The sequence below is a fragment of the Pontibacter ruber genome, assembly GCF_023630205.1.
Classification (GTDB): Bacteria; Bacteroidota; Bacteroidia; order Cytophagales; family Hymenobacteraceae; genus Pontibacter; species Pontibacter ruber.
The window spans coordinates 23,386-46,481 of sequence record NZ_JALPRR010000006.1; the positions used below are offsets into that span (position 1 = coordinate 23,386).

Consider the following 23,096-nt stretch of genomic DNA (forward strand, 5'->3'; position numbering starts at 1 on the left):
TTTTACAATCTTTGCAAAAACTTTGTTCAAATTATATGAAAAAAGTAAAGCTGATAGAAGTGAGGTCGGAGCTTGGCGCCGGAACGCGCGGAGCAAGTATGGGGATTGATGCGCTGAAAGTGGCCGGTTGGGACAAAGGATCCGATTATTTCAAGCGCTTTAACTCTGTCAGTGTTCCTGATCTCAACTATACGCTTTTTGACAAAGACCTCTTCCCGCACGCCCACCACATCGACAGCATCCTGACGGTGCAGAAAAACATTGCCAATGCGGTGGAGCAAACAATAGAGCTGGGCATGTTCCCGTTGGTGCTTTCCGGCGACCACTCCAATGCCCATGGTACCATTGCCGGCATCAAGGCCGCATATCCTGACAAAGAACTAGGCGTGATCTGGATCGACGCCCATGCTGATATCCATTCGCCTTATACGTCGCCGTCGGGCAACGTGCACGGCATGCCACTGGCCATGGCCACAAACATCGATAACCTGGAGCGCCAGATCAACGACCCCGAGCCGGAAACCGTTTTTTTCTGGAATTCGCTCAAGAAACTGGGCTACGACGGCCCAAAACTGAAGCCGGAGCACCTGGTATACATTGTGGTGCGCGACACCGAAGAGCCGGAAGATTACCTGATGGAGAAGTATGGCATCAAGAATTTTACGTATGCCGAATTTGCCACAAAGGGAGCCAAGCGGGTAGCTGCGGAAACCCTGGAGCGCCTGCGCGATTGCGATATACTTTATGTATCGTTCGACGTAGACAGCCTCGACTCTAAATTTTCGAAAGGCACCGGCACACCGGTAGAGATCGGCCTGACCGTAGAGGAGGCCAAGGATCTGAATTTCTGCCTGTTGCAGGACCCGCGCGTTGTGTGCTACGAGATGACCGAGATCAACCCGACATTAGATACCGAAAACACCATGGCCGAGAACGCCTTCGAAATACTGGAGACAGCCACCGACGCCATTATACAAAGAGAATTAAAAAGTACAGCCATACACTAAATGCAACTTCAATACGCTATTAGCCAAAGTATAAGCCAAGCGCTTCATGCTTTGTTCGGACTTTCTGTTGACGCTTCTCAGATCAGCCTGCAACCCACCCGCAAAGAGTTTGCCGGCAGCTTTACCTTCGTTACCTTCCCTTATACCAAAAGTATAGGCAAAGGCCCCGAGCAGATCGGGGAGGCCCTGGGAACCTACCTGAAAGAGAATGCCCCGGAAATAAAGAACTACAACGTTGTTAAAGGCTTCCTGAACCTCGAGATTCAGGAGGAGGTATGGCTGCAACTGTTCCGCGAACTGATGACCAACCCGAACCACGGGCAGGGCACTAGCTCCGGGAGGAATGTGATGGTGGAGTACTCCTCGCCAAACACGAACAAACCGCTGCACCTGGGCCACCTGCGCAATAACTTCCTGGGCTATTCGGTAGCCGAGATCATGAAAGCCAACGGGCACAACGTGATGAAGGCGAACCTGGTAAACGACCGTGGCATCCACATCTGCAAGTCGATGCTGGCCTACGAGAAATTCGGCCACAACGAGACGCCTGAGACCAGCGGCCTGAAAGGCGACCACCTGGTGGGTAAATACTACGTGCTGTTCGACAGGGCTTACAAAGAGCAGATCGATGCGCTGGTAGAGCAGGGCATGGACAGGGAGGAAGCCAAGAAAAAAGCACCATGGATGCTCGAGGCACAGGAAATGCTGCTGAAGTGGGAGCAGGGCGACGAACACGTGGTAAATCTCTGGAGACTGATGAACACCTGGGTGTACGCCGGCTTCGACCAGACCTACCGTAACATCGGCGTTGACTTTGACAAATATTACTACGAATCCGAAACCTATACTTTAGGCAAGGAGCGCGTGGAGGAAGGACTTCAGAAAGGCGTGTTCTTTAAAAAGCCGGACGGCTCGGTGTGGGTAGACCTGACCGACGACGGACTGGATGAAAAACTGCTGCTGAGAGCCGACGGAACATCGGTATACATTACCCAAGACATGGGCACGGCTGAGCTGAAGTATAATGACTTCCCGTACGATCAGTCGGTGTACGTGGTGGCCGACGAGCAGAATTACCACTTCCAGGTACTGAAGGCGGTGCTCAAGAAACTGGGCAAACCATATGCGGAAGGAATCTATCACCTGTCTTATGGCATGGTGGACCTGCCATCCGGCAAAATGAAATCAAGAGAAGGTACCGTGGTGGATGCCGATGAACTGGTTGCCGAAATGATCGACACAGCCCGTCAGCAAACCGAGGAACTGGGCAAGATCGAAGGCTTTACGCCGGAAGAGGCAACGCAACTGTACCATACCCTGGCAATGGGCGCGCTTAAATACTTCCTGCTGAAAGTAGATCCAAAGAAGCGCATGCTGTTCAACCCGCAGGAGTCCATCGACTTCCGTGGCAACACCGGTCCGTTTGTTCAGTACACGCACGCCCGTATCTCGGCTATACTTCGCAAAGCCGCTGAAATGGGCATAGCTGTAGAAGCTGCATCGTTTGATAACTTCGAGAACCTGCACGAGGCGGAGCAGGACGTGATCATACAGCTGGTTGCGTACTCGGAAGTGGTGCAGGAAGCTGGCAAGCTATACGCGCCATCGGTTATTGCCAACTATGCCTACGAGCTGGCCAAAGCCTACAACCGCTTCTACCAGGAGATCTCGATCTTTAACGAAACCGATGAGCAGGCCCGTAGCTTCCGTATTGCGTTGTCCGCGATGGTAGCCCGCTTCGTGCGCGAGAGCATGAGCCTGCTTGGTATAGAAGTGCCGGAGAGAATGTAGTTTTTAATTACGAATTACGAATTCAGAATTACGAATGGTGTGGTGGTTATCCTTCCCATTTAGGGGCCACTCAATATGTGCACTTTTATTTTATACATATTGAGGAAAAGTCCCCCTTTGAAGGGGGTAGGGGGATGACACAGTTGATAGAGAGACTTAGCTATGCCGCATAATAACCACTACAACCAACAGCTTAAACCGCTTGCCAAAGCGCTCCGCAAAGTTTCAACTAAGGCTGAGGTTAGGTTGTGGAGTGAGGTACTGAGCAAAGGTAAAACAGGCTACACCTTCTTACGGCAACGACCAATTGGCAAGTATATCGCAGACTTTATGTGTAAAGAACTGCGGCTTGTAATTGAAGTAGACGGATATTCGCATAACTTTAAAACAGCAGAGGACGCGAAGCGGGATGAGGAAGTAAGCGCATTAGGCTTTACAACCTTAAGGTTCTCTGACGAAGAGGTGATGAAGAATTTACCCAATGTTCAGCGTGAAATTGATGCCTTTATAGAGGGGCTGCAAAAGTAGGTCATCCCCCTGCCCCCTTCAAAGGGGGACTTTGGGGAGAGTGTGAAATAACCGCAAAACAAAACTACCAAATACAGGTTATCCGCCTGTACTTATACCTCATAAAAACCAAAATGAAACGAATCGTTAAACTTTTAGCCTTGGTGCTGGTATTAGGTGTAGCAACATCCTGCTCCGGCGGATCAAACACTAAAACAGAAACTATGGCAACAGAAACACCTCAAACAGCGCAGGCTACCGATTTCTACAGCTTCAAAATGAACTCCCTTGATGGCAAAGAAATTGATTTCTCGAAGTACAAGGGCAAGAAGGTATTGCTGGTAAACACAGCTTCCGAGTGCGGTTACACGCCGCAGTACGAAGACCTGCAGCAACTCAACGAGAAGTATGGCGACAAGGTAGTTATACTTGGTTTTCCGGCTAATAATTTTGGTGGACAGGAGCCCGGTTCGAACCAGGAAATCGCTTCGTTTTGCCAGAAGAACTATGGCGTGAATTTCCAGATGTTTGAGAAGATCTCGGTGAAAGGCGACGACCAGCACCCGCTTTACCAGTGGCTGACCAAAAACAGCCCGAACGGCGACGAGCCTACCTGGAACTTCTGCAAATACCTGGTAGATGAGAACGGCAACGTAGTGGCTTTCTACCCTTCCAAAGTAAAGCCGATGGGAGAGGAGATACTGGCTGCCATCCAGAAATAATAAGTATAGTTTTAGATTACCACATTGAATCAAATAGATCAAACTGCTGCAAATCCAGGTCTGGTAAAGGCCTGGATTTCGGCTTTTAGGCCGCGCACGCTACCGCTGGCTTTGTCCTGTATTGGCATGGGCGGTTTTATGGCGGCTGCCAACAACGCTTTTAACGGCACCATTGTAGGGCTGTGCGTGCTCACCACCTTGTTCCTGCAGATCCTCTCGAACCTGGCCAACGACTACGGCGACTCGGTACACGGTGCCGACAGCGTGCACCGCGAAGGACCAAAGCGGGCTGTACAGGCGGGGCACATACAGGCCAGCCAGATGAAAAAGGGAATGGCGGTATTCAGCCTGCTCTCGCTGGTGTCGGGTTTGCTGCTGCTGTGGGTGGCTTTCGGAAGGGAAGGTTTATACCTGTTCCTGTTGTTCCTGGGGCTGGGGCTGGCTTCCATCTGGGCTGCCATTAACTATACCGCAGGTTCCAAACCGTATGGCTATGCAGGCCTGGGCGATATGTTTGTGTTTATTTTCTTTGGCTTGGTGGGTGTGCTGGGTACTTACTTTCTGCAGGCCAAACAGATGGATACCCTGGTTATACTTCCGGCGCTGATCTGCGGCTTTTTTGCCACCGCAGTGCTTAACGTGAACAACATCCGCGACATCAAGTCCGATGTACTGGCGGGCAAGCACTCCATACCGGTGCGACTGGGACCGAAACGGGCCCGTATTTACCACCTGTTTCTGCTGGCAGGAGGTGTGCTGAGCGCAGTTGCCTATGTAGCGCTCAACTTCTATAGCTATTGGCAGCTGCTGTTTCTGCTCACCCTGCCGCTGGTGCTGGTAAATGCCATCAACGTTTGGCGCAAACAAACCTCTGCCGAACTAGACCCTTTCCTGAAGCAAATGGCCATGACCACCTTGTTGTTTGTGCTGCTTTTTGGCATTGGCCAGGTAGTCTAGTTTATACTTGCCGGCCTGCTATACCCTGATCTGCTTGCTCCCGTAAAGAAGGAATTTAGATTTCAAATTCTGATTACATGGAGAAACGCAAATTAGGTAAGTCCGGCATCGAGATAGCACCACTGGTTTTTGGCGGAAACGTGTTTGGCTGGACAGCCGACGAACAAACTTCTTTCCGGCTGCTGGATGCTTTTGTAGAGGCCGGTTTTAACTGCATCGATACAGCCAATGTGTACTCTGTCTGGGCACCAGGCAACAAAGGAGGCGAGTCAGAAACCATCATCGGCAAATGGCTACGGAACCGCAGCGACCGCGACCGCATCATCATTGCCACCAAAGTAGGGGGGCAAATGGGAGACGGTAAAAAGGGCCTAGCGAAGGATTATATCCGGCAGGAAGTAGAAGCCTCCTTAAAGCGCCTGCAGACAGATTACATTGATTTGTACCAGTCGCACTACGACGATCCCTCAACGCCTATTGAAGAAACCCTGGAAGCATACGGCCAACTGATCCGTGAGGGAAAAGTGCGAGCCATTGGTGCTTCCAATTTCAGCGGAGAGAGGCTGGAGCAGGCTCTGAAGGCAAGCGAGCAAAATGGCCTGCCGCGCTACGAAAGCTTTCAGCCGGAGTACAACCTCTACGACCGCGAAGACTACGAAAGAGAGATCGAACCTATATGCACCCGTTATGGATTGGGCGTGATCAGCTACTATGCGCTGGCCAGCGGCTTTTTAACGGGCAAATACCGTTCAGAAGACGACCTGGGTAAAAGCCCGCGTGGCCAAGGGGTAAAGAATTACCTGAACGAGCGCGGCTTCCGCATACTGAAAGCCTTGGATGAAGTAGCCGAACAGTATAACACCACACCGGCTAGTGTGTCGATTGCCTGGCTGATGGGCAGGCCAAGTATAACGGCACCTATCGCCAGTGCTACCAAATTGGAACAGCTTCATGATCTGGCGAAGGCAGCTCAGCTTAACCTTGATCAGGCTGCCATTGAGAAACTGAATCAGGCAAGCGCTTATTAAATTAAGTTCTTTATAAACAACAAGAGCCGCTACTTCTAGCGGCTCTTGTTGTTTATGATTAGTGCACTCGCTCGCATCCCGCGAGTGTGAGCTATCGAGTAGGCCTCTGGCCCAGTCGGATTACAAATCCGACATTATACGAAGACACGGGTTGCAAACCCGCGCCAGCAAATGGAGAAGGAAGAGTCTCCCTTCAAAGTGGGCAAAGGATGATAATCATCCGTACTGTGGCGGTACGCCACAAGATATCTCATACGCGCCAGCTACTAGTCCCGCGTCACAGGTTTATACTTTCAAGTATGTTTTCTTAAGCACGATCAGCAAGTATATCGCTGCTCTGGATGATCTTGCCGCCTCTCTCCAGCATATCCCGTTTGGCAGCTTCAAAACCTTCCGGACTGATAGGGCGGCAGGCATCCTCAATCAGGTATTTGTCAAAGCCTTCCTGTAGGGCATCCTTGGCCGAATAATAAACACAATAGTCGCCGGCCAAGCCTGCTATGTATACTTGCTTTATACCTTTGCCGCGCAGGAAGTCTGCCAGACCTGTTGATTTGAGGCGATCATTATCATAGAAGCCGCTGTAGCTGTCGATCTCGGGGTTGGTGCCTTTACGGAAGATCGCCTCTATTTTATTGGTATATAGTGCAGGGGCCAGATCAGCGCCGGGAGTGCCCTGCAGGCAGTGGTCGGGCCAGAGCACCTGCGGCAGGCCCAGCAATTCTGTATGCTCGAATGGCTGTTTGCCTTCGTGGTTAGAGGCAAAGCTTTTGTGTTCCTGCGGATGCCAATCCTGCGTAGCCACCACCAGGTCGAAATGCTCCTGCAGTTGGTTTACGATGGGTATGATCTGATCACCTTCGGGCACAGCCAGTGCGCCGCCGGGTAAAAAATCGTTTTGTATGTCAATTAAAAGTAATGCTCTCATGGTAATGCTTAAAGTATAGTCTTATACTTTGGGTTTGGCTTAGGTATACGCGAATGTAGCAAATGACAGGCTGAAAGTTACAGTTTATACTTTACGGAAGGTCTGGGTAAGTTACGTAGCATGTTATTTGGAGAGGATAAGCATCTTTATAACGTCTTGTGTAGAAGGCGGACGAGGCGTAGCCGAAGTATGGCTTATATGCCTTGTTGCCAGAAGTTTTATTTAATTATTCCTTCGTGCCAGCACATCCAAACCAACCACCGATTGAGTGCGCTTATTCCTTTACTATTTATCCAATCATATTTATTCTTCAGGTAGATTATAGAAGCTAGCTCCAGTTCGGTTTCTGTCAGAGTCACGTTTGGCTCCGTTATTTCATATATGTGAGAATAAAGGTCATGTTGTATTGCTTGAAACTCTTTTACCATCATTGCGGCATTCGCAATCTCATGTTCATGCGCAAACTGTAAGAACTCTTGTTCTTTGTTGCCAAAGTGACTTGAATATTTATCAATTAGATCATTCTTATCAGCCATCACAAGAGCATTATTTAAAAATGATAAACCTGCCTCGGTTAGATCAAGATCTTGGAAATCTATAGTGTGAGATCCAGCCCTTTTTATGTAGTTTTTTTCGATACAAGTGTTTATAGCCTCATCAATTAACTCTTTCGGTTGGCTAAATTTTGGTATTCCATTAACATTCGAGCTACCATGAACACTTTCAAAGTATTTTAGAATTTTTATGATGAGTTGGTCTTTCTCCATCTTAATAAATTACGGGCAACTACTATATAAACGTCAACATACGCTTATCTGCACTATGTACGAAGTCGTTTCAGCTTGACAGGTATAATTTTATGTGCTGAAGTTCTTAAGTATTTACTCTTTCTAATATAACTGAAATTATCTAAAACGAACAAAGGCCGCTATACTTAGCGGCCTTTGTTCATTTTATACTTTATACTTTTACTCCTGAGCCGGCGCCTGCGGGGTGCCTTGTGGCTTCGGGTTAGCAGACTTGTTTCGGTTGCGGTTTCTGTTACGATTACGGCTCGGCTTGGTGCCTTCTGCTGTTACGCCTTCCGGTCGGGGAGCTCTTTCACCCTCAGGGCGTGGAGCGTGATTGGCTGATCTCGGAGGACGTGAACCACCTTCTCGCCGTGGCTCGCCTGCACCTTCCGGTCTCGGGCCTCTGCGTTTATTGCGGTCTCTTCCGCCACCGCCTCCCGGGCGATTGCCACCACGACCACCTCCTTTACCAAAGTCGCGGCGGGTCGGGTCGTATACAGGTGCTGCACCAAAGCCTTCCGGCAATGGCAGCTTAGGCAGCTCGCGCTCTATCAGGCGCTCTACTTTGTGCACGCGGTACATGTCGTTCTCGTTCACAAACGTGATGGCCATACCCGTGGAGGCAGCACGAGCCGTACGGCCTACGCGGTGCACGTAATCCTCAGCGTCCTGCGGCATATCAAAGTTCACCACGTGGCTCAGGCTGTCGATGTCGATGCCGCGGGAAAGGATATCCGTTGCCACCAGGATCTGGTACTGCTTGTTCTTAAAGCCCTGCAGCGCCTTTTCGCGCTCTTCCTGCGTCATGTCCGACTGAATGCCTTCGGCGCCAAAGCCCATTTTGCGGAGCGAGCGCACGATCTGGTTCACGTTCGACTTACGCGAGGTGAAGATGATCATGTTCTGTACCTCCAGTTCGCGCAGGATGTGCTCCAGCAAAGGCAACTTCTGGTTGTCGTAAGTCAGGTACAGGCGCTGGTCTATGCCTTCAGCAGGCTTCGAAATCGCCAGGTTTATCTGCTCCGGATCTTTCAGGATCTGCTGGGCCAGGTCGCGGATCTTCTTTGGCATGGTAGCCGAGAACAGCAGTGTCTGGCGGTTTTCCTGTGGCAGGGCACGCACGATCTTCAGGATGTCATCCATAAAGCCCATGTCCAGCATTTTGTCTGCCTCGTCCAGCACCAGGTACTGCAACTGGTCCAGCTTCACGTAGCCAAGCGCCATGTGCGACATCAGGCGGCCAGGCGTTGCAATGATAATATCAGCACCGCTGGTAAGAGCACGTTTCTGCTGCTCCCATTCGTCGCCTTTGTTACCGCCGTAAATGGCAATAGAGCTGACAGGGGCAAAGTAGCCAAGGCCTTCCACCTGCTCGTCGATCTGCTTGGCCAGTTCGCGGGTAGGCACCAGTATAAGCGTGCTGGTGAAGTTATAGTTAGCGTGTGAAATACGGTCGATGAGTGGCAACAGGTAAGCTGCCGTTTTGCCGGTACCGGTTTGGGCACAGGCAATCATGTCTTTACGCTCGAGTATAAGCGGTATGGCCAGCTGTTGCACAGGAGTAGGGGTGTTGTACCCCATCGATTCTATACCGGTAAGTACGTCGTCGTGTAAGTTAAATGAACGAAAATTCAATGGACAAATAGTTTTGAATGGTTTTTTCAACAGCTAGGCCAGTTGCCAGCCGATGTTAACAGGTATAAAGATAAACTAAATCTGTTTATATAACACAATAGCCTGCATAAGAGTGTCATTTGTAGCAGGATTTACCTCTCCTTCAGATCATTTTCAGGATATGGATCTATCATAGTAAATATGGAAAAGTGCAAATATATTGTTTTGGTAATATTTAGAGGTAAGCCGTTGTTTTCTAAAAAGATAAAGATTAATGAGAATAAAAATATAACTAAAACTATATTTAATTTTGCTAATACATATAAAATTATATTTTATATGTAACCTAAAGAAAAGTCGGGCGTAATAGCTTTTAAATGGCTTAGGTCATCATTCCATAAACTTTAGAATTGCATTGCATTACTTTTATGAAAAAAGCTATACAAGAATCACCAAATTTTTACCTCCTTTTAGGACTGAACATCATCAACGCTATCTTCATGCTGCTGTAGTAGAGCGGTTTTAGATAAGCTGGATAAATACATAGGCAGCCCTGCACTTGTGCGGGGCTGCTTTTTTATGTAGTTCTTTTAATTTTTAAGTTAATTTGTGCTGTCAGATACGCCCAAAACTTTACGTAACACCCAAAGAAAAAGCAGTACATGGCAGGACACAATAAATGGACTCAGATCAAGCGCAAAAAAGGTGCTCTGGACGCCAGGCGCTCCAAGATCTTCACAAAGCTGATTAAAGAAATAACGGTAGCCGTGAAAGAGGGTGGCCCTGATCCGGCAGGTAACCCGCGCCTGCGACTGGCAATCCAGATGAGCAAAGCCGCCAACATGCCCAAAGACAACATGGAGCGGGCTATTAAAAAAGGCGAAGGCAGCGAAGGCAACTACAGCGAAGTAAACTACGAGGGCTATGCCACCAACGGAGTGGCCGTGTTTGTAGAGTGCATGACCGACAACCTTAACCGTACCTTGCAAAACGTCCGCAATACGTTTAACAAGAACGGTGGCAGCCTGGGTACGAAAGGATCGCTGGAGTTCATCTTCGACCGCAAAGGTGTTTTCGTGATCAGGAAGGATGAAGCCAAACCGCTGGACGAAGAAGCGTTTACGCTGGATATGATAGAGGCTGGTGCCGACGACGTGGAGTTTGAAGAAGAATACATTACCGTCTATTGTGCCATGGAAGACTTCGGAGCACTTCAGAAAAAAGTAGAAGAGCTGAAGCTGGATGTGGAAAGTGCCGAACTGCAGCGCATCCCCAATACAACGGTGGCAGTTCAGGACCCGGAAGCACTCCGCAGAATATTAAAGCTGATCGACACGCTGGAGGACGACGACGATGTGCAGAAAGTATACCATAACCTGGAGCTGAACGAAGAGGCGATGGCCGAACTGGAAAGCTGATAGGTAACTATAAAATTAAAGGCGGTGGCTGAACAGCACCGCTTTTTTGTTTACTTAAGCATTGCTTTCTGCCAGGGTAGAAAGTATGGTTAGCTGAATTAGAAACTATGAATCAGAACAAAGGGGCATTTGAGGGGCTGCTGGTACTGGAGCTGGCCAGTGTGCTGGCAGGGCCAAGCGTGGGGCAGTTTTTTGGGGAGCTCGGGGCCACGGTTATCAAGATAGAGAACGCGGCTACACAAGGCGATGTGACCCGCCGCTGGAAACTGGAAACTGAAGATAAGGCTTCGGATATCTCTGCATACTTTTCTGCAGCTAACTGGGGGAAAAAATCGGTGGCGCTTGATATTACGCAGCCGGCTGCCCTGCAGGCTTTGTATAAACTGGTGGCGCAGGCCGATGTGGTGATTGCCAGCTACAAACCCGGCGATGCCGAAAAACTAGGTGTTGATTATACTTCGCTGCAGCAGCTGAATCCGCGCCTGATCTATGGGCACATCACCGGTTACGGACCCGACGACAGCCGGGCCGGGTACGATGCCGTGGTGCAGGCCGAAAGCGGGTTTATGTACCTGAACGGAGAGTCGGAATCTGAGCCAACCAAAATGCCGGTTGCCCTGGTAGATGTACTGGCTGCGCACCAATTAAAAGAAGGATTACTAACCGCACTTTACCTGCGTGAGCGAACAGGCAAAGGGCATTATATCACGGTGTCGCTGATGCAGGCTGCTGTTTCAGCGCTGGTTAACCAGGCAACCAACTACCTGGTAGCCGGTCACAACCCGCAGCGCATGGGCTCCAGCCACCCGAACATTGTACCCTATGGCAGCGTGTTCACCAGCCGCGATAACAAGCAACTGGTGCTGGCCGTCGGCGACGACCGGCAGTTCAGGCGTCTGTGCCAGATTTTAGGTGCACCAGAGCTGGCCGATGATCCGGCATTTGCCACCAATGCAGCCCGGGTACAGAACCGGCAACGTATAAACCAGCAACTTAAGCAACTGATCGCACAGCAGGACCGGGAAGAACTATTGCAGCAGCTGCACCTGCAGCACGTGCCGGCGGGTGCAATCAATACAATAGAAGAAGTGTTTGCACTGCCACAGGCGCAAGGCATGCTCCTGCACCGGGAGCAGGTAAAGCCAGGAGTAAAGCAGGTTGCCTTTCACCTCAGCACAGATCAGCAGGAAAGTATTCAGGGATTTGACGCACCGCCTTATTATGGGCAACATACCGCGGAAGTGCTGCAGCAACTGGCAGGATTTAGTGAGAGCCAGGTACAGGCACTGCGGCAGATAGAAGGTAAAGTATAAAAGGGAAGCTGCTGCCAGAACAACTATTTGGGTTTATCTTCGGTAAAAACAAGTCTGAATAATTCGAAAATAGCTTTACCGATCCATTATGGAAGACAGATTAGATGATATTGTAAAAGGGCTGCAACAGAAATCTGCAACCAAACAAGCCATATACCGCAACACCAAAGAAACCTTCGATCGCATGAAAGAGATCTCCGTGGAGATCGTGGCCGAGCTTACCGAACGTATCACCAAGTATAATGCGGATGTGGTGATCGAGTACAAAAATGTGAGCGAACACGAGTTTCACATCAAGTTCTCCGGCGACCTGCTGGTGTTCGTGATGCACTCCAACGTGATCACGTTCCCGGATGATTACGAGATCATGCGCAACGATTACGTGGAAGAAGACTTCCGGCGCAGGTTCTTCGGCCACATCATGGCCTACAACTTTATGGCTGATACCATCAAGTATAACCGCCTCGATGACCAGGGTTACCTGGTGGGGCGTATGCTGATCAACATCGAAAAGCACTTCTGTATTGAGGGTGTAAAGCAGCTTGAGCTGGCTTATGACCGAATTGCCAAAGACAAGATCAACGACAAACGTTTACGCCTGGTTGTTGAGAGTGCCATGATCGCGGCCGTGAACAACGACCTGATGGGGCAGGACGTAACCGACATTGAAAAGATCACGCTGAAGCAGAAACTGGAAAACGCACACCTGACCAAGCCACGCAAACTAGGCTTCCTCATCAATTCCGAACTGACGCATTAACAGCAAGTATAAACCAGCGCCTGAGACAACTCTCAGGCGCTGGTGTTTTAGTTATACTCAGGCAGCAGACTCCTCTACTAAACGTAGCTGCTCCAGCGCCTCCTGTACCTGTGGCAAACTCTCCAGCAACTCCTCAAAGCTGCTGATGCAGAAGTACTGACTCTGGAAGGTTTCTTTGATGTAGCCGGTATCCAGGATGTGCTGCACGTCAAAATCATACTTTATACTTTCTTCCGAAACAGACAATTTGCTTTCGCCCACCGACGAAAGTATACCTGCGCCGTAAATCTTTGCTTTGCCTTCCTTGTCGCGGAACAGGCCAAACTCGATCGTGTACCAGTAGATGCGTGTCAGGCGGTCGATGATGTCAGGGCGGTCGAGGTACTGCAGCGCAAGGGAGGAGAGCCTGGCCAGAAACTCGCAGTAAACCGGTATGGTAAGCAGCGGTACGTGGCCGAACACATCATGAAACATGTCAGGCTCTTCGAGGTAATCGAGCTGGTCCATGCGGCGCACCCACACCGTGGCCGGAAACTGCTTATTGGCGATCAGTTCAAAAAACAGCGCATCGTCCACGATGCCGGGTGCGGGTACTACCTCAAAGCCCGTCAGCGGCTTCAGGCGCTGGTTCACTTCCTCGAAATCCGGAATGCGGTCGCGGCTGAAACCTACTTTCTCCAGCCCTTCCAGAAATTCCGGTATCGCTTTGTCGGGTAAGTTTTTGAGCTGGCGGTCGAACAGGATGGCCCATACGTTGTGGTTTTCCTGGGTATAGCTGTTGTAGTTCTGGGTAATGTTCATGTCTTTATGGTTTTATGGTTTACAGATCGGTAGAAATGAAAAAAGCAGGGCCTTGAGCCGCTGCTTTGGCAGGTTCACCTGTATGGGGGAGCATCTGTGCTGCCCGTTTATACTTTATACTTTGTTGGTGATTGCCTTAGCAGGAGCGGTAATAGCGATAATAATAGCAATAATAGCTATAGATGCTCAGGCAATAAGAATAGAGAGAATGCAGCAGCCCCTGGCCAGTAGTAGCTGGCAAAGAAAGTGTGGTTGCTATGGAGGCTGCGTGTTGCATTAAGTAATTGTGTACCGCAAAGTGGCAAAGTTTGTGTTTAAACGCAAGTATAAACGGAAGGTTTTCAAATATTATTTGCTAAGAAGACCTGCTTACCCCATTGTGTATTGTAGATCAGGGCAGCTTTATACCTGGTTTCCCAAAAAAACTTAAACTGTAAATTATGACGCTGTAAAATATTGATATACAGAGATTAAGTATGTTTCTGTTCTTGCCGGTTCTCGTATACTTAAGTATAAAATCGGAAGTTATGGAAGCATTCTACTATTGGGGTAAGGCAAGAAGTATAAACAAGTATACCTGCCGGCTATTTCTGGCTGTTCTTTTCTTAGCACTTCCTTCGCTTACGACCTTTGCCTCGCCTCCTCCCAAACCAAAGCCGCTTCGCACCAAGAATGTCATCATTGTAGTGATCGACGGGGTGCGTTACTCCGAAACCTGGGGAGCCGTGCCCGGAGTTATCCCGAACATGTCTACCCGGCTGCTGGGAAAGGGTGTGTTCTTCAACGGCTTTCTGAACGATGCTTATACGTATACCAACTCCGGTCATACCGCCATTACCACAGGCATAAACCAGCCCATTGATAACTATGGCAAAGAGCTTCCGGCTCATCCTTCTTTTTTCCAGCTGTGGCGCAAGCAAACCGGAAAACCTGCATCCGCTGCCTGGATCGTCAGCAGCAAAGACAAGCTGGATATACTGGCCAACACCCGCGACTCGCTGTGGCAAAACCAGTTTGTGCCATCCTTAAACTGTGGTGTAAACGGCCCGGGAACCGGTTACCGCGCCGATTCGCTCACCCTGGTTGAAGTGAAGCGGGTACTAAGCACAGACAAACCAAACCTGATGCTCATCAATTTTATGGAACCCGATGGGTATGCCCATGCCGAAAACTGGAACTACTACATCCGGGGCATTGCCCGGGACGACAGGTACGTGCAGCAGCTGTACGATTTTCTGCGCAAAGACAAGCACTATAAAAAGAAAACCACGCTGCTGATCACCACTGACCATGGTCGCCACCTCGATGGTATAGACGGCGGTTGGATAGATCATGGGGATAACTGCGAAGGCTGCCAGCGTATTTTTCTGCTGGCGATCGGACCAGATTTTGCCAAGGGGCAGTTTGTAGATACCCGGTATACCCTGGTTGATATTTCGGCTACGGTGGCAAAACTGATGGGCTTTAAGTTTGAGCAGTCGCAGGGGAAGGTGATGAAAGAATTGTTTTCCAGGAAGAGACAGAAGGAGCTGGCTCTTTAAGCCGAAAATTATTTGTGCCGGACTGCAAGTATAAAACGCATGGGCACAGGAAAGTATAGCAACACATGATAAGGAAGCTATCCCGGATTTTTATCCTTCAGCTCGTATGGGTTCTCAGCCTGGTACTGCCTGTGCCCGCTGAAGCAGGGGAGGCTATACTTTTCGAGGGCAACGCTCCAACTCTTAAGGAACAGATATCAGAAGATCCCCCCATTTTTGCAGACGAGAAAGTACTCGAATTTAAGCTGACCCTGGATTACGAGGCGCTGCTGAAAGACCGGGGCGAAGAACGTGGGTATCACCAGGCGCTGCTGACCTACAAAGATTCCACGGGTGCACCTGTAGACGTAAACCTGAAAGTAATGGTGCGGGGCAAGCGCCGCCGCGACCCCAGCGTATGTGGTTTCCCGCCTCTCCTGCTAAATATTTCCCGCAAAACTTCCCAGCACACCATCTTCCGGAAGGTGAACAAAATAAAGCTGGTTACCCACTGCCTCAACGAAGACTATGTAGTGCGCGAGTACCTGGTGTACAAGCTGTACAATGTGCTTACCGACCGAAGCTTCCGGGTAAGGCTGTGCCGCATCGACTACGTCGACATAAATGGCAAAAAGAAGCCGGAGCAGAAGTATGCTTTTATGATAGAGGATGACGATGAGATGGCCAGGCGCCACAAAGGAAAGGTGCTGCCGGAAAAGCTCATTATCACGATGGATAAAACAGAGGAGCGTTCGATGGCCCTGATGGCCTTTTTTCAGTACCTGATCGGCAACACCGACTGGTCGGTGCCTTACCGCCACAATATCGACCTTGTCTCCACTGACTCGCTGGCTGCTCCGTTTCCTGTGCCTTTTGATTTTGATTATTCCGGCATTGTTGGTACGCCTTATGCAGTGCCGCCACCGGAGCTAGGGATCTCTTCTGTGCGGCAACGATTGTTCCGGGGGTATGCTTATTCAGAAAACACGTACCGCGAAACGGTGAATACGTTTAACGCCCGCCGCACCGCCATATATGCCGTGTACCGCCAATGCGACCTCCTGGACAGGGGCTACCTGAAACGGACGCTGAAGTACTTAGACGGCTTTTATAAAACCATCAATGACCCTAAAGATTTCCAGAACAGAATAGTGAAGGTAGCGCAGCGGAACCAGCGGAATTATGTGGTGGTGAGGGGGTTGGAGTAGGTGGGTATACAAACCAACAATGGTGCACTTACACTATAGATTTTGTGGTGCCTATGGTATTGTTTTATTTAAGTAGCTAAATACATAGTCTTCTGCAACACACTCAAAAGTATTATCTCGAAAGAAGAAGATGAAGTGCTTCATTTGATCTTCTGAAAATTTCTCTTCTAAGATTGTACACTCCATCGGGAAATCATACTTCCAATCAGTTTGCAGTAGGTAGAATTCCCCCCAAGGCGGTTGCTCATTTGAGTATCTATACTGCCCGTGTAGGTACCCTTCATCATTACAATTATTAAAGCTGTACTTATGGCAGTTTAAAAATATTAATTCACCCTCTCCATCTTTTTCAATTTGGTCGAAAAGGAATGGGTTGAGATAAAAGCGGAGGCTTACTTGTTTACCGCTCACCGATAGGTAAGGCTCGGGAGCGTTTGGGTCAGCATTCCAATCAATATTTAGCTTCTTATAATTCACTTCACTGAGGCATAAAGGATGTAGCTAAACCATGCTTTAGTGTGGTTTAGGTGTTGCTGGGCTAAGTTATTCTTCTTCAGTATTAAACTCTTTTATTTCAAAGTAGCACCTTTCGCAAACCAACTTAATTTCGGCAAATTCCATTAATTCATCACTCCAACCATCATGCTGAATCCTTATTTTCTCACATTCATCACACCATGCCTGAAAATCATCGTCTTCTTCCAAGACCATGCCTCTATACGTTGGAAAAGCCTCCTCAAATCCTGTTTTCACTTCTCGGTTTAAGTGCTGACAAATAAATGCTCTTCTTATTTCCCCGTGTACTTCACATTCTATTAATTTAGCCTCTATAGCTTTGACCTCATGAAGCTCCTTTTTCTCCATGATTAAAAAATATATTTCTAAGTGGTCTGAGGTTACTTTATAACCTCCAATTCCACCTAAGAATTGATGGGCAAGGGCGGTAAATTTCCATCCATCGCACTCATCACTATCGAAGTATCCATTTGACAGTTTCTCAAAATCGTTATCTACACCATAATGTTGAAGAACCAATGTATCATATTTACTTTGTTCAACTGAGTCCTCATTATCCCATGCCCACATCCATGTCTTAGAACTCTTTGAATAGGTGCCAACGGGAATATATTTAAAATAGGCTTCTTCAGATGCATTGTACAGCCTCAAGAGTTCGGTTGACTGATTATAAAACCAGTGGGAATAATCGTCTATATGGTAATCTTTTCTAAACGATTCTTGCAAAGTCTTAAGGTTTTCAAGCGCCTCGTACGCTAAGTCCGAGTAAGTCATTCCTTATATTGTTTAATTATCATTATTATGATCAGAAACTCAATAAAAGTAAGTATAAAAGGCAGCCTTCCAGCTGCCTTTTATACTACATGATCTCTGCTAACTCTAGCCAGCGGAATTCCTTTTCTTCCAGCTGTTCGTTTATACGTTCCAGTTCGGTGGCCCAGGCGGTAAGCTGCGTATGGTCGGTGGTAGTACCGGCGTTCATTAACCCTGTTATCTCCTCCTTGCGCACCTCCATGGCTGCAATGTCTTTTTCCAGCTGCTCGTACTCCTTTTTCTCGTTGTAAGTGGCTTTGCGCTTGTTGGCGACAGCAGGCTGTTCCTGCTTTTTCTCGGCTACCGGTGCCACTACCTTTTTCTCTTCCTGTACCTGGCTGCGCTCCTGTTCCTGCTGCCATTCGCGGTAGTCGGTGTAGTTGCCCGGGAAGTTGCGGATCTTGCCATTCCCCTCAAACACAAACAGATGGTCTACCAGCCGGTCCATGAAGTAGCGGTCGTGGCTCACAATCAGTAAACAGCCGCCGAAGTTCATCAGGAAATCTTCGAGAATATTCAGGGTGATGATGTCCAGGTCGTTGGTAGGCTCATCCAGGATCAGGAAGTTCGGGTTTTTGATGAGCACGCGCAGCAGCTGTAAACGGCGCTTTTCGCCTCCGCTCAGCTTGCTAACCATGGTATACTGTTGCGGCGGCGCAAACTGGAAGTGCTGCAGAAATTGGCTGGCAGTGATTACTTCGCCGTTTGCCATTTCCACCACTTCAGCGATCTCCTTCACAATATCGATTACACGCTGATCTTCTTTGTACGTGAGCTCTTCCTGGGTATAGTATCCAAAAACAGTAGTCTGTCCGGCATCAATCGTTCCGCTATCAGGCTGTAATTTGCCTATGAGCATGTTCAGGAACGTAGATTTGCCGGCGCCATTCGGACCAACAATGCCTATCCTGTCTTTTTTCTTGAACACGTACGAGAAGTCGTCCACGATCACTTTCGGGCCAAACCGTTTCGAGATATGGTCCACTTCGATGATCTTGCTGCCCTGGCGGGTGGTCTTTACAGACAGCTCCAGTTGTGGGGCAGCCGTTTTCTTTGCCGCTTTCTCTTTCAGCTCCTCAAAAGCATCTACTCTATACTTGGCCTTGGTGCCACGTGCTTTTGGCTGACGACGGATCCACTCGAGCTCTTTGCGCATCAGGTTGCGCGCCTTGTCTGTCTCGGCGGCTGCAATTTCTTCGCGCTCTGCTTTCTTCTCGATAAAGTATGTGTAATTGCCTTTGTAAGTATAAATTTTACCTCCGTCCAGCTCGGCAATCTCGTTGGCCACTTTGTCCAGAAAGTAACGGTCGTGCGTCACCATCAGGAGGGTGGTATTCTGGGTCGATAGCAGGTTTTCCAGCCACTCAATCGTGTCCAGGTCCAGGTGGTTGGTAGGCTCGTCCAGTATCAGCATGCTGGGCTCCTCGATCAGTACGCGGGCCATGGCCACGCGCTTGCGCTGCCCACCCGACAATTGCTTTATCTGCTGCTCCAGGTTATGGATACCCAGTTTTGATAAGATCTGCTTTACTTTCAGTTCAAAATCCCAGGCCTGCAGCTCGTCCATGCGCTCCATAAGCTTCTGCATTTTGTCGGCGCTTGTGTTTGGGTTCTCCAGGGCAACTTCGTATTCCCGGATCAGGTCCAATACCTCACTCTGTCCTGAGAAAATAGTCTGTTGCACGGTAAGCTCCTCGTTCATTTCGGGGTTCTGGCCCAGAAATCCGATCGAAACTTCTTTGCGAAGACTTACACTGCCTTCGTCGGGCGGCAGTTTGCCGGCAAGTACATTGAGCAGGGTAGTTTTGCCAGAGCCGTTAACGCCAACCAAGGCTACGCGTTGCCCCTGGCTGATGCCGAAGTTCAGGTTTTTAAAGAGCCAGCGGTCGCCGAAGCTTTTAGAGATATTTTCTGCTGATAGGTAATTCATACTACAAATTTAGGCATTTCTGCGCTTAGGTACAGGCAAAATAAAAACAGGCTGGTCTATAAAAGGCCAGCCTGTTCAATGCGTTTGTTTATCGTGCTTATCTTAGCGGTTCTTCATGTGCTGTAGTAGTTCTATAAGACCTGCTTGGCACACGGTGCGTTGTAAGCGAGGCGAGTATAGAGAACACACCAAAAATTACATGCGGTGTGTATACATAATCAGCAAATCCAAACATCCACGGCGACAGCGCCAGGATTACGCCAAGTCCAAAGTCTACCATCAGGTGTGACTGCATTGGTATCTTTTTAATGATACCTACTTCAAAATCGGTGAACACTGTCTGAATCAATGCCAGCACACCAGCAATTACAATTGTCCAGGTGGCGTACGCATTATCTGCAAAACCAAATAACCATGGTGAAGCTATCATCAGTAGTCCGACTACATAATCCAAAATACCGTGAAAACGGGTTGGTATAAATCTCATCTCTGTCCTCCTTTCACATTTGTTATACTACCATCTATACGGCGGAAGAGAGGGGTGGTTCTAAGATTTGTTCAAATTTGTTGTCCTGTTACTACTACTGTTCGTGCCAGATAATCGTGCAACATCTGGCTGCGCCGTGTGGTCAGCATCAGCAAAAAACCCAGGAAGAAAGGTATAATGGATGCAATTTTAGAGAAATAACGCAGGTTGGCCTGTGCAAAACTGATGCGCTTTCCGCGTAGGTCGGTTACCTTCAGTCCGATGGTGAATTTGCCAATAGTAGCCTGTTTGGGAGAGGCCTCCAGCAACGTATAATACAACCAGTGCAACACCGGGAAGTAGGCGTTCACAAAAAGAGTTTTCAGGATAAAGGTGATAGCTGCAGTATTGATGGTGTTGTTTACCATCACATTTTCCCAGGTCTGCAGATGCTGACCCTGGCCAGAGGTTGAATAAAAAATCAGGGAATACCAGAACACCAGCAGGGTGGTGTCTACCAGAAACGCAACAAAACGGGTTGCCAGGGAGCCGTACAGGGACGATCGTTTTATAACAGGCTCAATAGGGAAAGTTGTAGCAGTTTGCATAAGGGCATCTCGTTTTAGATGTTGATAAAACTGCTTTACCAACCGATCGGGTAAAGCCTACGCGTTGTCTGTTACTTCAAACTACTACTGGCAAAACAACCATACGTATTACTATGGAAGGCATTGTTTTAAAGTAGTTTAAAGATAGTATTTATTTTTAAACTAACAAATTTTTAAACATATTTTATATCTCAGATATAAAATGTGATTATGTCGGCTTGGTTTATAACTTAAATCTAGAAGTTAAAAATCCAACACAAAATATAAATCGGGTAAACAGCCTTATTTTGATGGTGAACATTCCATTTAGTCGTTTTTACCTTAACTTCGCTCATTATGGTTAAGGAGAGAAGAGAGCAGCCAATCGGCATTTTCGACAGTGGCATAGGTGGCCTTACAGTAGCGCAGGCTATTACGAACGTGCTGCCCAACGAGCGTATAGTTTATTTTGGCGACACGGCACACCTGCCTTACGGCGACAAATCGACGGCAGCCATACAGGCGTATTCCGTGAAAATTTGCGACCTACTGATAAAACAACACTGCAAAGTAATTTTGATTGCGTGCAACTCTGCTTCAGCGGCTGCATACGAACTGGTAAAGGAATATGTTGGCAGCAAAGCCAAGGTGCTGAATGTGATCGATCCGATCGTGAAGTATATCGGGGAAACGTACCCCGCCCAAACCATTGGACTGATCGGTACGAAACAGACCGTAAACTCCAATGTCTACCGCAAAAAGATAGACGAACTGGGGCTCGACATCACCCTGAAATCGCATGCTACACCTTTGTTAGCAGCCATGATCGAAGAAGGTTTCTTTAATGATTCCATTTCGGAGAGTGTCATTCATACTTACCTGTCGGATCCGGACCTGAAAGGTATAGAGGCACTGATCCTGGGCTGTACGCATTACCCGCTCATCAAAAAACAGATAGAGAATTTTTACAAAGGCAAAGTGGATGTGCTCGACGCCAGCCATATTGTGGCGCTGCATGTAAAGCATTTTCTGGAGCAGAATGGTATAGCCGCTGAAAAGCTTTCCGGCGACCACAAGTTCTATGTGTCAGACTATACCGAGTCGTTCGAGGAAAGTACCCGGATCTTCTTCAAACGCGAAGTCCACCTGGAGCAGTACCCGTTATGGGAGTAGGTGGGTAATTACGAATTACTAATGACGAATTGAGGCAGCAGGGTATAAACTGTCATTTCGAGCAGAGCGAGAAATCTGCTTCAGTTTTATAGCTGAAGTTTATACTTGTAGCAAACAAGTCTGTTACTATCGTAGCTGGCTTTACCCCTCAGTCTTACTTGCCTATACTTTCATAGTCTCTATTGGTGCGCTCAGGGCCGCGGGGCCTCGTCCTCGGGCATCGCGCTGTCTATTGAAGCTGCCATCGGCTGCGCCTGTAGGCTGCCCTTGCGGGCACCGCAACAATAGAAGGCGCTCTACCCAAGGACTGCTGTTGACACCGCTTCGTAAGCTGCCATGGAACTGGAACCTAGCCCCCCTTTGAAGGGGGTAGGGGGATGACCAACAGCAGCTATGAAATTTATACTTCCATGTAAAGCAGAAACTCCCTCCTTGATAGGGGTAAGGGTGTGTTTATACTTGTGCGATGAAACTCATACTTCAAAGTGTAGTAACAGCCGTAAAGCTCCCCTCCTTAGACTAGCAAGAACGCGAGTTCGAAGGTAGCGAGCGTAGCTCTGAGGGGTCAGGGGTGGTTGGATAACTCGTGACTCGGAACTCGTGACCCGGAACTCATACCTACAATCTTCTTTGCCATAAAAAGCGTACCTTTACCATACTAGCACAAGAACTCATGAAAAAGCGATACCTGACCATCGGCGACTTCAAGCGCAATGCTTTTATTGTAGCGGCTGCCGCCTGCATGGGACTCACCAGTTGTGATAATAACAACCGTACCAACAACGACTGGGGCAGCGGCGAAACCGTAGCTACTCCGGATGGCATCATCACAGAGCTTACAGAAGAGGCGCCGGACCAATGGAAGATCACCGATGAGCGCACCACAGCGCCGGGGCAAAGTATGGCCATTCTCAAATATAACGACGGCAGGGTTGATACGCTACAAGGGCTGGCACTCGAGAACCGGATGCGTGACATCGCAAACAATCAGTCAACTTACCAGCAAGGCGGCTTTGGCCTGGGCAGTGTGCTTTGGTGGAGTGGCATGGGCTACATGGCAGGCCGTATGATGGCTCCGCGTGCAGGTTACTATGCCAACCCGGGCGTAATGCAGCGCACCGAAGCATGGCGCCAGAACGTGCAAACCTACCGTCAGCGAAGTACAGCCCCAAGTTCCGGCAGAAGCGGTTACTTCCGAGGACGCAGCAGTGGCCGTAGCAGCGGGTTTGGCGGTTAAGTTATACTT

At 48.7% G+C, this 23,096-nt stretch carries 22 protein-coding genes; 13 read left to right on the forward strand and 9 right to left on the reverse strand.

Annotation, left to right across the window (positions count from 1 at the left end; all coding sequences use genetic code 11):
• The first annotated feature begins 35 nt into the window (after positions 1 to 35).
• The 6 genes from rocF (at position 36) to MJ611_RS19915 (ending at position 6,012) form a co-directional block, all read left to right on the forward strand.
• Complete coding sequence (gene rocF / locus MJ611_RS19890; protein ID WP_250432206.1) at positions 36 to 1,007, forward strand: arginase; 972 nt, start codon at positions 36 to 38, stop codon at positions 1,005 to 1,007.
• Complete coding sequence (gene argS, locus MJ611_RS19895; RefSeq protein ID WP_250432207.1) at positions 1,008 to 2,798, forward strand: arginine--tRNA ligase; 1,791 nt, start codon at positions 1,008 to 1,010, stop codon at positions 2,796 to 2,798.
• A 162-nt stretch (positions 2,799 to 2,960) separates the two neighbouring features.
• Entirely contained in the window at positions 2,961 to 3,326 is a 366-nt protein-coding gene (locus MJ611_RS19900; protein WP_250432208.1) for an endonuclease domain-containing protein, read from the forward strand.
• Between the two features lie 113 nt (positions 3,327 to 3,439).
• Positions 3,440 to 4,027, forward strand: coding sequence for a glutathione peroxidase (locus tag MJ611_RS19905; RefSeq protein WP_377496622.1), 588 nt, complete (start codon positions 3,440 to 3,442; stop codon positions 4,025 to 4,027).
• Positions 4,028 to 4,051: 24 nt separating this feature from the next.
• Positions 4,052 to 4,984: a 1,4-dihydroxy-2-naphthoate polyprenyltransferase gene (locus tag MJ611_RS19910; protein WP_250432209.1), complete on the forward strand. Its 933-nt coding sequence runs from the start codon at positions 4,052 to 4,054 to the stop codon at positions 4,982 to 4,984.
• A 77-nt stretch (positions 4,985 to 5,061) separates the two neighbouring features.
• Positions 5,062 to 6,012 carry an aldo/keto reductase gene (locus MJ611_RS19915; protein ID WP_250432210.1) on the forward strand — a complete coding sequence of 317 codons (951 nt, stop codon included), beginning with the start codon at positions 5,062 to 5,064 and terminating at the stop codon, positions 6,010 to 6,012.
• Between the two features lie 307 nt (positions 6,013 to 6,319).
• Here MJ611_RS19915 and pncA read toward each other — a convergent pair whose 3' ends face one another.
• From pncA to MJ611_RS19930, 3 genes are all read right to left on the reverse strand, one after another.
• Positions 6,320 to 6,940 (reverse strand): bifunctional nicotinamidase/pyrazinamidase, encoded by a 621-nt coding sequence (gene pncA, locus MJ611_RS19920; RefSeq protein ID WP_250432211.1) that lies wholly within the window; start codon positions 6,938 to 6,940, stop codon positions 6,320 to 6,322.
• A gap of 218 nt (positions 6,941 to 7,158) precedes the next feature.
• Positions 7,159 to 7,707 (reverse strand): hypothetical protein, encoded by a 549-nt coding sequence (locus MJ611_RS19925; protein ID WP_250432212.1) that lies wholly within the window; start codon positions 7,705 to 7,707, stop codon positions 7,159 to 7,161.
• Positions 7,708 to 7,908: 201 nt separating this feature from the next.
• A complete protein-coding gene (locus MJ611_RS19930) occupies positions 7,909 to 9,312 on the reverse strand; it encodes a DEAD/DEAH box helicase (protein ID WP_250432320.1) in 1,404 nt (467 codons plus the stop codon).
• Positions 9,313 to 10,007: 695 nt separating this feature from the next.
• Here MJ611_RS19930 and MJ611_RS19935 point away from each other — a divergent pair.
• The 3 genes from MJ611_RS19935 to MJ611_RS19945 all read left to right on the forward strand — a co-directional run bounded on the left by MJ611_RS19935 (position 10,008) and on the right by MJ611_RS19945 (position 12,836).
• On the forward strand, positions 10,008 to 10,763 hold the full coding sequence (locus tag MJ611_RS19935) for a YebC/PmpR family DNA-binding transcriptional regulator (protein WP_250432213.1): 756 nt from the start codon (positions 10,008 to 10,010) through the stop codon (positions 10,761 to 10,763).
• A 107-nt stretch (positions 10,764 to 10,870) separates the two neighbouring features.
• A complete protein-coding gene (locus tag MJ611_RS19940) occupies positions 10,871 to 12,076 on the forward strand; it encodes a CaiB/BaiF CoA transferase family protein (RefSeq protein ID WP_250432214.1) in 1,206 nt (401 codons plus the stop codon).
• An 88-nt stretch (positions 12,077 to 12,164) separates the two neighbouring features.
• A complete protein-coding gene (locus MJ611_RS19945) occupies positions 12,165 to 12,836 on the forward strand; it encodes a hypothetical protein (RefSeq protein WP_250432215.1) in 672 nt (223 codons plus the stop codon).
• Positions 12,837 to 12,893: 57 nt separating this feature from the next.
• On the opposite strand, the gene MJ611_RS19950 is transcribed toward MJ611_RS19945, so the two are convergent.
• A complete protein-coding gene (locus tag MJ611_RS19950; protein WP_250432216.1) occupies positions 12,894 to 13,637 on the reverse strand; it encodes a phenylalanine 4-monooxygenase in 744 nt (247 codons plus the stop codon).
• Between the two features lie 527 nt (positions 13,638 to 14,164).
• On the opposite strand from MJ611_RS19950, the gene MJ611_RS19955 reads away from it, so the two are divergent.
• Together MJ611_RS19955 and MJ611_RS19960 are read left to right on the forward strand one after the other, a co-directional pair.
• A complete protein-coding gene (locus tag MJ611_RS19955; protein ID WP_250432217.1) occupies positions 14,165 to 15,178 on the forward strand; it encodes a sulfatase-like hydrolase/transferase in 1,014 nt (337 codons plus the stop codon).
• Positions 15,179 to 15,243: 65 nt separating this feature from the next.
• Complete coding sequence (locus MJ611_RS19960) at positions 15,244 to 16,365, forward strand: hypothetical protein (protein WP_250432218.1); 1,122 nt, start codon at positions 15,244 to 15,246, stop codon at positions 16,363 to 16,365.
• A gap of 51 nt (positions 16,366 to 16,416) precedes the next feature.
• Here MJ611_RS19960 and MJ611_RS19965 read toward each other — a convergent pair whose 3' ends face one another.
• The 5 genes from MJ611_RS19965 to MJ611_RS19985 form a co-directional block, all read right to left on the reverse strand.
• Positions 16,417 to 16,842 (reverse strand): hypothetical protein, encoded by a 426-nt coding sequence (locus tag MJ611_RS19965; RefSeq protein ID WP_250432219.1) that lies wholly within the window; start codon positions 16,840 to 16,842, stop codon positions 16,417 to 16,419.
• Positions 16,843 to 16,908: 66 nt separating this feature from the next.
• Positions 16,909 to 17,655, reverse strand: a complete 747-nt coding sequence (locus MJ611_RS19970; protein ID WP_250432220.1) for a DUF6882 domain-containing protein — start codon at positions 17,653 to 17,655, stop codon at positions 16,909 to 16,911.
• A gap of 85 nt (positions 17,656 to 17,740) precedes the next feature.
• Positions 17,741 to 19,624 carry an ABC transporter ATP-binding protein gene (locus tag MJ611_RS19975; RefSeq protein WP_250432221.1) on the reverse strand — a complete coding sequence of 628 codons (1,884 nt, stop codon included), beginning with the start codon at positions 19,622 to 19,624 and terminating at the stop codon, positions 17,741 to 17,743.
• A gap of 97 nt (positions 19,625 to 19,721) precedes the next feature.
• Positions 19,722 to 20,111: an SPW repeat protein gene (locus MJ611_RS19980; protein ID WP_262921727.1), complete on the reverse strand. Its 390-nt coding sequence runs from the start codon at positions 20,109 to 20,111 to the stop codon at positions 19,722 to 19,724.
• 71 nt (positions 20,112 to 20,182) lie between these two features.
• Positions 20,183 to 20,698 (reverse strand): RDD family protein, encoded by a 516-nt coding sequence (locus MJ611_RS19985; RefSeq protein ID WP_250432223.1) that lies wholly within the window; start codon positions 20,696 to 20,698, stop codon positions 20,183 to 20,185.
• Between the two features lie 336 nt (positions 20,699 to 21,034).
• Here MJ611_RS19985 and murI point away from each other — a divergent pair, with 336 nt between their 5' ends.
• A complete protein-coding gene (gene murI / locus MJ611_RS19990; RefSeq protein WP_250432224.1) occupies positions 21,035 to 21,850 on the forward strand; it encodes a glutamate racemase in 816 nt (271 codons plus the stop codon).
• Between the two features lie 673 nt (positions 21,851 to 22,523).
• Positions 22,524 to 23,087: a hypothetical protein gene (locus MJ611_RS19995; protein ID WP_250432225.1), complete on the forward strand. Its 564-nt coding sequence runs from the start codon at positions 22,524 to 22,526 to the stop codon at positions 23,085 to 23,087.
• Positions 23,088 to 23,096 lie beyond the last annotated feature (9 nt).